This window comes from Fredinandcohnia quinoae, assembly GCF_022427965.1.
Taxonomy (GTDB): Bacteria; Bacillota; Bacilli; order Bacillales; family Bacillaceae_L; genus Ferdinandcohnia; species Ferdinandcohnia quinoae.
Genome location: NZ_JAKTTI010000042.1, coordinates 23,020 through 34,578, shown reverse-complemented (window position 1 = coordinate 34,578; position 11,559 = coordinate 23,020). Strand labels below are relative to the sequence as shown.

Genomic DNA, 11,559 nt, shown 5'->3' with positions numbered 1-11,559 from the left:
AGCCTGTAGTGGACTTTCACCACCGAGTATTCGCCCATGCAGGGCGCACAAAGAAGCCTCCCAAAAGTTCAGTGAACTTATGAGAAGCCTCTACTTTATATTTCGGAAGGTTTAGACACATAAAATGATCTCAATCTTTTACGTGATAACGTCCTTTTGGAATGATTAATGGAGTATCAGAAATAGGATCTGATATGACAACACAATTTAAATCAAAAACAGATTTTACTAGATCGCTTGTTAGGACTTCAGCTGGTTTTCCTTCTGCTACAAGCTTTCCTTTTTTCACCGCAAAAATATGGTCTGCATAGCGAGCTGATAAATTAATATCGTGCAATACCATCACAATCGTTGTACCGTACTTACGATTTAAATTGGTTAGTAAGTCTAATATTTCTACCTGATACGTGATATCTAAAAAAGTAGTTGGTTCATCTAGAAATAAAATATCAGTTTGTTGAGCAAGTGCCATTGCTATCCACACGCGCTGTCTTTGACCACCTGAGAGCTCATCAATATCATGATTCGCAAACTCGGTAATATTCATAAATTCCATTGCATCTTCAACAGCTTCATAGTCTTTTTTTGACCACCCGCTGAATAAAGTTTGATGTGGAAACCTTCCTCTACCAACTAAATCCGCAACCGTAATCCCATCAGGTACTACTGGAGACTGTGGAAGAAGCCCTAAAATACGTGCCAATTGCTTTGGAGGGTATTTGTTGATTGCTTTGCCATTAAGTGTAACGTCCCCTTCCATCGGTTTGATCAGTTTGGCCATCGTTTTTAAGAGTGTTGATTTCCCACAACCATTTGCACCTATTATGACACTAATTTTATTTTTTGGAATTTCAAGATCAATCCCATGTATAATCGTTTTATTATCATAGCCAGAAACAAGTCGATCGACTCGAAAATCATGTGTGTTACTCATTACAATTCTCCTTTTCGGTTCATTCGGATTAATAAATAAATTAAATATGGTGATCCGAGTATACCCGTAATAACACCTACCGGAAATCTATATTCAAATGCAAACTGTCCAATTAAATCTGCAAGTAATACAAGATTAGCACCGACTAAACCTGCCGGGAGAATATTTGATGCACTAACACCAACTAGGCGATTCGCAATTGGTCCTGCTAAAAATGATACAAAGGCAATCGGTCCAGTTGTTGATGTAGCAATGGCAATCATAATGACAGAACTTACGATTAGAGTAATTCGCATTTTATCGGTTGCTACACCGAGTGACGTTGCCATTTGATCACCTAATTCTAGCATGCTCAACTGTTTACCCAGTACTACCATTATCGGCGTGAATACTACTACAATTGCAATCAAAGGAAGTACTTCGCTCATTTGGGAGCCATTTAAACTACCACTTAGCCACCTCAATGCTCCTGCAATATCCTGTTGGGAGCTTTTAAGAATCAAATACGATATGGCCGCATCTAACATCGCTTGCATACCAATCCCGGTAATAATTAAGCGACCAATCGAAAATGATCGACCTCGTGAAAATAGATACATGATGATTACCGTAATTAATCCCCCAATGACTGCTGAGATCGAAACTACCATTTTACTAGAATGTAGTATGATAATACAAAATACAGCAGCCACACTAGAGCCGGATGTAATCCCTAAAATATTTGGATTCGCTAATGGGTTGCGCAACATCGTTTGAAAAATATAACCTGCTGCACCGAAAGCAAATCCTGCAAATAAGCCTGTAATCATTCGAGGAAGACGAATCGTATTGATCGCAAAATTAGCGCCTGCTATTTTCTCTCCCATTAATGAACGAATGACTACATCCACTGGATAAATTGTGTTTCCTAATAAGAGCATTGTACAACAGAGAATGACAGCCAAAATGAGTAATAGTGAGAAAACTAAGATCCAGCGCTTTCTTCTTCGACGCATACCATCTCGAATAAAATTTACTTCAGCGAAATTGTTCCTCATAATGACCTCACCTTCGATTTCTTAGCTAATAAGATGAGGATTGGTGCACCAATAAAAGCTGTAATAATACCTACTTCAAGTTCTCCAGGACTTCCAATTAGTCTGCCAACCACATCAGAAAATGTTAAAATAATTGCCCCTGCTAATGCTGACATAGGAATTAAAAAACGTAAGTCTGGCCCAATTACTAAACGCATAGCATGAGTTGCCAATAGACCGATAAAACCGATTGGACCAGCTAGAGCAGTGGTGACTCCACATAAAATAACGCCTGCGGAAATCGCAAATACTCTTAGCACACCTGGTCGTACGCCAAGACCTGTCGCAGCTTCATCTCCTAATGCTAAAGCATTTAGTGCTGGTGCCGATACAAACGCTATCACCATCCCAAATAATAAAAAAGGAATAAAAATCATGATTGAATCCCATGAACCTGAGCCAACACTCCCTACTTGCCAAAATCTAAATTGATCCATGGCATATGAACTTGGAAGCATAATGGCTGTTACAACAGAAGAAAGAGCTGCACTAGTAGCAGCTCCGGCTAGGACTAATTTAATAGGTGTGGCTCCACCACGTCCCATTGAACCTATTCCAAATACGAAAACTGCTGTTAGGGCCGCTCCGATTGAAGCTAACCAAATGTACTGACTCGCAGTCGTAATATTAAAAAATGTAATCCCACATATTACAAACAAGGCTGCACCTGTATTAACGCCTAATATACTTGGGTCAGCTAATGGGTTACGTGTCACAGATTGCATAAGGACACCTGCAATACCTAATGCTACACCACAGCACATACTAAAAATCGTACGCGAGATTCGTTTTTGCACCACGATTGCACCATATGAATCTTGATTTTGGTAAAGTAACCCATCCATTAATTCTTGATAGCTAACCACCCTAGCCCCTAATACAAGGGAAGCAATAATTGTGACGATTAATAATATAAGTCCCACTACTAAAATAAGTGAAAAATGTTGCGGTACATGTAAATCTAGTTTCTTTTTTTTTGATGCAAAAGGATTATTCTTCAATTTTATCAATCGCTTTACCGATTAATTCTAAATATTCATCAATTGTATATTCGATTGAAAGTGGATTTGGAGTTCCCGCTGCTACTATTGGAGACTCACTTGTAATAAACGCCACAGAACCTCTTTCAACTGCTGGAATCTTTCCTAACAATGGATCTTCTTTGATCGTTTCGTAGAGTGCATCGTCACCATAACCAATGATTAAATCCGCATCGAATAACGCTTCCACATTTTCAGTGCTTAATTTCAAAGAGTAGCTCTTTGGATCTTCAATTAATGCCTTAATACTTTCAGGATAAGCCATCCCCAGTTCTTCTAAAAATGCTCCACGTGAATCTGCTGGAGTATAGATGTGTAATTGAGATAAATCTTCTGCTGAGAAGTTAACCCACACTACTTTTTTACCTTCGATTTGTGGATAAGCACTTAATTTTTCAGCGATTAAGTCTTCTGTGTCTTTAATTAGCTGTTTCCCCTCTTTTTCCATACCCATACCTTTAGCATTGAATTCAACTTGCTCGCGCCACGTCGTTGCCCATGGTGCAGTTGGATAAGCAACAACAGGTGCAATTTGCGTTAATAATTCATAGTCTTCTGCTGTGATTCCAGAATATGCAGCAAGAATTACGTCTGGATCTGCATCAGAAATTGCTTCAAAATCTAAACCATCCGTATCTTGGAAAACGTTCGGATCAGTTGTTCCAAGTTCATCCAACTTTTCTTTCGTCCATGGTAATAAACCGCTATCATCTTGAACACCAAAGTTTGCAGCTGAAAACCCAACTGGAACTACTCCCAATGCTAAAGCAACATCATGGTTTGCCCATTGAATGGTAACAATTCGTTCTGGTTTACTTTCAATAACTGCCTCACCTAATGCATGTTTAATCGTGATTGGATATTCTGACTCTGTTTCAGTTGAAGTTTCTGGCTCTTTTTTTTCTACTTCATCTTTTGAAGACTGGCTAGAACAGCCTACTAATGCAAGAGAAGCCATAATTGCTAGCGTTAACAATAGTAAAAATGATTTTTTATTTTGCATTTGTAACCCTACCTATCTATAAGTTTTTTGAAGTATATCCCACGATTGTTAATTTCAATCGAAAATATAATCGATAATGATTATCACTATTAATTAATTTAAATCTTTTTTTTTAAGCTGTCAATTATTTAGTTAATTTTTAGATAACTAGATTTATGCCTTGTAAAATATTTCTTTTAAAAGCTCTCTATTTTTCTCGTTAAACTTTTCGTTATGAGAAGACACCATTGCATATTGGTCTGCCTGTGGATCGATATACAACTTAGCGTTATTAACCGCAAGCACTGCATCTTGGAATGTACCGACTATTAAACCCACTTTATCGTCATAAGAAATAATATCACCAGCACCAAAGATCCCAGGAACAGATGTTTTGCATTGCCCTTGACTAACTAAATAATAATCATTTTTGAGCAGTGGTTTGATATCATCAGCAAATGTTAATGACACTTCACGATTATAGCCATGACTAATTAGAACATCATCAACCTGTAATTGATAAGTATCTCCATTTTGTGAAACGACAACTTCTTCAATAGCTGTTTTATCTTCATTCGATATTAGGTCCTGAATTTCCGCATTAAGCATAATTTGCACACCATGTTCTTTAAGTTTTTCCACCTGAGACTCATGGGCAGTTAATTGATCCTTGCGATATATAACGACGACCTCATTTGCTACTAATAAAAGTTCGACTGCCCAGTCAATCGCGCCATTTCCACCACCTGATACAAGAACTTTTTTATTACGGAAGCGTTCTAATCCTGAAATTGTATAATGTAAGTTCGTCTTTTCATATTTTTTTGCGCAATCAATTTCAAGCTTAATCGGATTTAAAATACCTCCACCGACAGCTACAATGATTGTTTTTGAATAATGAACCTCTCCCGAATTCGTTGATATCACAAAGATATCTCCGTGTTTCTCAATTTGTTCGACTTTAGTATTTAGACATATCGTTGGTAGAAAAGTATTTGCTTGATTGATTAAATTCTGAACAAATTGTTGTGCTTGCATCGGTGGAAGCCCACCTACATCCCATAAAACCTTCTCAGGGTAAGTATTCACCTTGCCTCCAAGGATGGGCTGCACATCGATTATTTTTGTTTTCATATTACGTAGACCACTATAAAAAGCACTATATAAACCAGCAGGACCGCCACCAATTATTGTTACATCAAATAAATCCATGTTATCTCCCCTTAATACGAACCATTTCCCACGATGATAATAATTCTCAACTAATACAATTATCATAATGATAATGATAATTAATGTCAATAAAAGATTAATAAATGACACAATTGTGAATTATATCTATCATTTATAAAAACATAGATTACTCCTTTCATGAACGTTCATTAAAACTCGCTTCGCGGGTAAGTGATATCTCGATGTCATGGAAGACATAAAAAAAGAAGCTTCACAAAAGTTCAGTGAACTTTTGGGAAGCTTCTTGATGTTTATCTTAATTCGCAGTTTTAAAATATAACTAGGTACATAGCACCTTAAAAGACGGTACTTGCTGTATAAACGGCAAAAAAATATCCCCTTTCAAGAGGACCTACTTTATAGATATATGAAGTCTTTGCAAGTCAATAACAAGACCTACTTCCTTCATGAAATCGTATCCGATAATACCATCAATCTCAAGACCGTAATCCATTGAACCTAATTCAACATTGAAGTTTTGGATCTCTATCTCATCCTGAATAAAAACTCTATCTATATTTTTTGTATAAACGAACTCAAGCCCACCTACACCTTGAATGGTTTGTGTTACATCGTTTGCCTCTGGCCTTATCCCTATTTCTTCAAGTTTATTCACATTAAAGATGGTTCCAGCAGAGCCAGTATCAAGTAAAACATTCTCTAGTTTCAAGCTTTGCCCACGAAAAGTTACAGTAGCCTCTATAAATGGTAATTCTGATAATTCTTTTATCATAATCATATTTTTCTAAGTCCTGTCCACCTCTTTTCACGTATATCGAGATCTTCTCTAGAAGTATGGAAAAAGTAAAGTTCACGGTTTGGCTTTTGCTTGTGTAATTCATGATGTCGACGAAATGCATCCATTGAGTCATCAAACGAATCTATTACAGCAATATCATCTACAATTCGAAAGTTGCTCTCCGAATGCGCTGCAATCGCTTCAATTACAACCCATTTATCCGGGTAAGCTTTTCGAACTTGTTCCCATAACATTTGTACTCCCCCTTTGCAATGTAGCTACTACTTATTCTCATTCTATCAAAAATTTCTCTAATACACCTCGAAATAATTTGGAATAACTTTATTATCTCCTTCATATTAATCGCTTATTAATAAAGAGATTTCTGTACTTCTCCTTATTATAAGACGAATTATTAACTTCCTTATTGGACATAATGGATATTTGTCACGGAATACAGAATATTACGTGAAATACAACAACACATTTTTTTACTTATAAATCACTATAACTTTTAGTTAACCTCTAAGTTTCCACTTACATCTCAATTTCTATAAGCAATAAACCCTTAAAAATGCCGTCAATAAGCCATTCTTAAAGGTTTCAATCATTATTTTAACTCCAGCAGTGCGATCGTCTCCACATGCATCGTTTGTTGTTCATGTTGAAATCATTTCCATTTGCAGAACCAATTATGGGGTTAGTAGTGATTTTGAATCGGTTAGGTCAGGTAGACTTTTTATATCAACCCTGCAGTCAGGTTATCTAATGTTCCAATACAAGTTGTTCCGTATTAATCGTCTAAATCTTCGACTTCATTAAATACTTCTTGGAGGATTCCTAAATCCGCAAGCATTTCGGCTTTCTCTATGATGATTCTTTCATGCAGCTCTATACCAGTTAATGTTTCAGTAGCTGGTGTTTCTTGCATTTTCTTTTTCATTTCTTCCTCGAATTCCTTTATGCCATCCAGAAGGCTCCCGGATGAACAACTTGCCGCTTCACGTGCTTCTTTGTAATTCTTAAGGTCAAGATAAAGTTCAGATGCTACTATTTTAATACCAGTTTGTATTAATTGCATGACATATCCCCCTATATCCATATATTTAATTAAAGTTTAGCATAATATTAAAAATTGCAACGACATAAAAATGTAACTTTTATGTTATCTCATCCCGATTTACTGTGAGTAAATCACGTTTTATCAAACATTATAATACCTAATAACACAAGGTTGTAGAGCATGGATAATTCCTCGACAAGTAGTCATCGACTTTATAGTAAGTCAGTCTCCACATCATACAAGACATGAAAAAAGAAGCTTCCCACAAGTTTGCCCAACTCATGGGAACGCTCAAATTTGTTAATTCCTATATATAGTGAAATTGCCCCGTCACAAATCAAATCTGATTTTAATACATATACGCTTCCACTAGCTCGTAACTTCTTTCTTCGGTAAGTCTCGCCTGAGTGGCGACATATTCTAATGACGCCATTGTTCCGCCTTCATATTTCATAGACGCCTCCTTGGCAGTTTTATCTCGGTAGGTGAGCCAATTGCGCTGCTCTGCTCTCAGCTTGTTCATTTCACTCACAGAAAGCTGATTTTTAAGTGCACCATAAATGTCATTCATTTCCTGATCCCACCTTTTGAAAATTTCCCCGTACGCTTGTCCCATTTCTGCCATTGTTCCGCCTTCTAATTGCTTATCAAATTCACTTATACTGGCTTTAACATTCGCCAGTTTATTTAAATATTTGGATCTTTCACTTTTAACAGGAGCAGATTCTTTTTTTACATCGGATGTTATCTTTTCGTTTTTTTGTGCTTGCTCTTTTACACTAGAGGCCTGTTCACTGCTTTTTCTCTTCACTTCTGCAGCAGGTTTTTCGCTGCTTTCGCTAATTCCTGAATCTGTGCTGGTTTCATTGATTTTATCACTTTCTGCTTCTTGTCGTTCCTCGTCCGTACTATCTTGAATAGCTTCTTTCTCTGATAATGGCTTTGTTATTTTCGCTGTATCATCAAATTCTCCATCGTTAACACCACACCCTGCTAAGAATAGAGAAAGTGCTAGCATATATCCTAGTTTCTTCACTACCTAAATGCCTCCTACTATGATTCTCTCTTTAAATTTATAAGACTCTGTTTTCGTGCAGATTATTCTTCTTTCATTTTATTCACGGGCAGGTAAACAAAGATAATTGTTCCGCTTCCATACTCGCTTTTTATATTGATGGTTCCTCCATGTTGATGAACAATACTACGTACAATCGCCAACCCAAGCCCTGCACCGACTGATTTTGCATCAATCTTATAAAAGGACTCCATGATATGTGCGACGTCTTCCTGCTTCATTCCGATTCCTCGATCCTTGATTTTCAGCACAGCCATCCCGTCTTCCACAAACTGAACTATATGAATACCACTGCCTTTTTTAGAAAACTTAATCGCATTATCCAGTAAATTAAGCAGTACCTGCCTAATCTTGTCGACGTCTGCATAGATCAAAACAGGTGTAGTTTTCACCTTTATCTGCACGTTTTTTTCAGTTGCTTTTTTTTGAAGCTGTAAAGCCACTTCTTGCACAAGCTCGTCATATTGCACTATTTCTGGCACAAGCGTAATTCGTTTGGACTCATATCTTGAGAAGTCCAATAGGTCTTCCACTAATTTCATAAGGCGTTCTGATTCACTATTAATCATATAAAGACCGAATTTCATTTCCTCCTCAGTTAAGCCCTCTGGCGACTCCATCGTTTCTGCCCAGCCCTTTATTCCGGTCAATGGCGTCCGTAGTTCATGCGAAATCGAAGAGATGAAATCCGTCTTTAACTGGTCCGTTTTGACGATCTCAGCTGCCATATAATTAAGCGTACTCGCCATCTTGCCCAGTTCATGAGGAAAGGTTTCCTCTATTCTTTTCTCGAACCGTCCATTGGAAATTTCCTGGGTGAACCGGATGATCTGATGAAATGGCCGGACAATTGAATCTGCAAGACGAAGAGCGACAAGAAAAACAATAGCGGTTACACCAATACATGCGGAGAATCCATATTTCATCAGCCGGCTGATGGTTTCCTGCACATTGGTCAAGGAAGAAGCATATCGAAGCACTCCAACTGCCTGTCCATCCTTCATCAGCGGTATGTAGACAGCCAGCACTTTCTCTCCAGATGTGAGCTCCTCTTTTTGATAAACCACTTTATAGGAAAAGACATTATTATCAATCGGACGGATTTGCTCTGCATAAAAGCCTGTTGATGATTGTAAAAGCTTGCCATCACGGTTCAGCAGCTCGAGTTCAGCCCCATCATATTGGTAACTTTTAATGACAAGATCACTAAAGTCTTCAAGAGCCGTGTAATTGAACTCGTTTCCACTTTCCCAAATCGGATTGACCGCTTCAACATGGTTTTGAAAGGCCTGAGCGATCCCCTGGTGATAATATCGTGTCAGGGCAATACCAAAGACCATCATAACCAAACTTAAAGTTAAAAGAATAATGATCATGAAATATAGAATGACTTTACGTTTCATTCGCTTACTCTTTCCATAAATAGCCCCGTCCCCAATCGGTACATAAATACACAGGAGTAGAAGGATCAGCTTCGATTTTCTGACGAATCCGCCGAATATTTACATCCACGACTTTTAATTCACCGATATAGCTTTCTCCCCATACTTCATCTAGCAATTCATCTCTCGTGTAAACCTGGTTCGGGTGATTCATTAAAAAGTGAAGAATGGAATATTCCGTGGGCGTAAGACGGACCTCTTTTCCTGAACAAATTAATCTCTTCTTTATCGTTTCCAATTGAAATGGACCCGATAGAATCGTTACCGCATTTTCTATCGAACTGCTGGAATGCTGGATTCTGCGTAAAAGTGAAAACATTCGGGCCTCCAGCTCTGCCAGACTGAAAGGCTTGAACAGGTAGTCATCAGCCCCAATGATCAGGCCTTCTATTTTATCCTCTTCCTGTGTTTTTGCGGTCAGCATAATGATGCCGACTGCCTGATTAACCTTTCTAATTTCCTGGCATACTGAAAATCCATCCAGCCCGGGAAGCATAAGATCCAACAGCACAATGTCAAAAGCCTCCTGATGGAATATATGCAATGCATCCTCGCCTGTTTCGGCTTCCCTGACTTCATATCCCTTTCTTTTAAGATTCAAGCAAACAAAGCTACGTATCGATAATTCGTCTTCTACCACTAGAACTTTCTTCATATTTTTCCCCACTTAAAAATCATCTTCTAGTAAATGAAACTGCTTAAAAGGAAATGTTTGATATTCATCTCGGTTGGAATAAAAAATGGTATCCTGCGACTTCTTTAAAACATACTTGGCCACTTCAGAAGAGTCTTTGTTTGTCCATCTTATCTCAAAAATAGGCACCTCTCCAGGGATGGAAAGTAACTGGATACCATTTTTGACCTTTTTAGGAGTCACCTTACACTGCCACTCGACAGGGATTTCGATATAAAACCCATGCTCCCGGTCGGTATATCTCTCGGTGACTTTTTCAGCCTTTCCGCTTATGGAGTGCGACGAATAAAACTCAATAAATGGAATATCCTCGAAAGGGGCATCTTCCCATCCCTTTGGAACGTACATTCCCCCCACTTCTGTAATACCATCCTTATTAATGTCCTGGCTGTAAAGAAGGTACTCCTTGATGTCCTGATTCATGTCAACACTTACAAGGTTCCCCTGGTCATATGCCACGATTTCTGTAATCATCGCATGAACGCCAATCTTACTGTCAATAAACAGTGCCTTCTGACCGTCTCGTAAAGTGCCACTGGTCATATGCTCATGAAAGGCATACGCATCCAAATCAACAGACGACTGCCGCACTAGTTTTCCCTCTTTATAATGGAACAGCCCAGCCGTAAAGGATTCCCGTCTTTTTCCCTCCACTAGCAGCACGTCCGTTTTTTGATCTTCATCATAATCAGCAAAGTCCAGTAAGTGATAAGCCCTGTTGACTCGCAACCCAAGTCCGTCTTGGCCATACTGATAAATAAAAAGCTGGCGTTCCGGTTCGAAATCAGAAGTACCTAAACCGATGACAATTTCCATGCCCCCCTCGTTATCTAAATTATGCATATTGAAGTAATCAAGGATTTGATACTCCGTTTCAAGAAGAGCCACTTGCAACCAACTCTCCTTGTTTTCCTTCAGGACAAGTAAATGGAGGTTCCCATTCTCTTTCGGCTGTTTGTATACAACAAAGGCTTCTAGTTTTCCATCGTTATCGACGTCATCCATGAAGATTGACTGTTTGACCACCGCTCCTTTGGGTGTTACATATTCCATTCCAGGCGGTACCAGCTGCTTCAGAGTTTCATACAACTTCCATTTTTGTCCATCCTCAAGTTGAGGCGCTTTAATCAGATTATTGGGAGATTCAGCTACATTACAACCAGATAAAAAAATGCCTAGTGAAAGGTATATCCCGAGCTTACGTTTCCATTTATTATTCATCCTGTATGCTCCCATTCATGAACTTTTCCTTTAAATAAAATGGACTGTCTTCATTATAAA

The 11,559-nt window shown here is 38.3% G+C and carries 12 protein-coding genes; all 12 read right to left on the bottom strand.

What is annotated here, in order from left to right; genetic code table 11:
* Positions 1-130: 130 nt before the first annotated feature.
* The 12 genes from MJG50_RS19250 to MJG50_RS19195 all read right to left on the bottom strand — a co-directional run bounded on the left by MJG50_RS19250 (position 131) and on the right by MJG50_RS19195 (position 11,499).
* On the bottom strand, positions 131-934 hold the full coding sequence (locus tag MJG50_RS19250; RefSeq protein WP_240257395.1) for an ABC transporter ATP-binding protein: 804 nt from the start codon (positions 932-934) through the stop codon (positions 131-133).
* A complete protein-coding gene (locus MJG50_RS19245) occupies positions 934-1,971 on the bottom strand; it encodes a FecCD family ABC transporter permease (protein ID WP_240257394.1) in 1,038 nt (345 codons plus the stop codon). Before MJG50_RS19245 ends, MJG50_RS19250 begins: the two co-directional genes overlap by 1 nt.
* Positions 1,968-3,011, bottom strand: coding sequence for a FecCD family ABC transporter permease (locus MJG50_RS19240; RefSeq protein WP_240257393.1), 1,044 nt, complete (start codon positions 3,009-3,011; stop codon positions 1,968-1,970). Before MJG50_RS19240 ends, MJG50_RS19245 begins: the two co-directional genes overlap by 4 nt.
* Positions 3,001-4,053 carry an iron-siderophore ABC transporter substrate-binding protein gene (locus tag MJG50_RS19235; protein ID WP_240257392.1) on the bottom strand — a complete coding sequence of 351 codons (1,053 nt, stop codon included), beginning with the start codon at positions 4,051-4,053 and terminating at the stop codon, positions 3,001-3,003. The genes MJG50_RS19240 and MJG50_RS19235 overlap by 11 nt, the downstream gene beginning before the upstream one ends.
* A 153-nt stretch (positions 4,054-4,206) precedes the next feature.
* Positions 4,207-5,244, bottom strand: a complete 1,038-nt coding sequence (locus tag MJG50_RS19230) for an NAD(P)/FAD-dependent oxidoreductase (protein WP_240257391.1) — start codon at positions 5,242-5,244, stop codon at positions 4,207-4,209.
* Between the two features lie 373 nt (positions 5,245-5,617).
* Complete coding sequence (locus tag MJG50_RS19225) at positions 5,618-5,998, bottom strand: retropepsin-like aspartic protease (RefSeq protein WP_240257390.1); 381 nt, start codon at positions 5,996-5,998, stop codon at positions 5,618-5,620.
* 2 nt (positions 5,999-6,000) lie between these two features.
* Complete coding sequence (locus tag MJG50_RS19220; RefSeq protein WP_240257389.1) at positions 6,001-6,258, bottom strand: hypothetical protein; 258 nt, start codon at positions 6,256-6,258, stop codon at positions 6,001-6,003.
* A 539-nt stretch (positions 6,259-6,797) separates the two neighbouring features.
* Positions 6,798-7,085, bottom strand: coding sequence for a hypothetical protein (locus tag MJG50_RS19215; RefSeq protein WP_240257388.1), 288 nt, complete (start codon positions 7,083-7,085; stop codon positions 6,798-6,800).
* Positions 7,086-7,416: 331 nt separating this feature from the next.
* Positions 7,417-8,103: a lysozyme inhibitor LprI family protein gene (locus tag MJG50_RS22360; protein ID WP_240257387.1), complete on the bottom strand. Its 687-nt coding sequence runs from the start codon at positions 8,101-8,103 to the stop codon at positions 7,417-7,419.
* Between the two features lie 62 nt (positions 8,104-8,165).
* On the bottom strand, positions 8,166-9,545 hold the full coding sequence (locus tag MJG50_RS19205; RefSeq protein ID WP_240257386.1) for a sensor histidine kinase: 1,380 nt from the start codon (positions 9,543-9,545) through the stop codon (positions 8,166-8,168).
* A gap of 4 nt (positions 9,546-9,549) precedes the next feature.
* Positions 9,550-10,239 carry a response regulator transcription factor gene (locus MJG50_RS19200; RefSeq protein ID WP_240257385.1) on the bottom strand — a complete coding sequence of 230 codons (690 nt, stop codon included), beginning with the start codon at positions 10,237-10,239 and terminating at the stop codon, positions 9,550-9,552.
* Between the two features lie 12 nt (positions 10,240-10,251).
* Positions 10,252-11,499, bottom strand: a complete 1,248-nt coding sequence (locus MJG50_RS19195; RefSeq protein ID WP_240257384.1) for a VCBS repeat-containing protein — start codon at positions 11,497-11,499, stop codon at positions 10,252-10,254.
* Positions 11,500-11,559 lie beyond the last annotated feature (60 nt).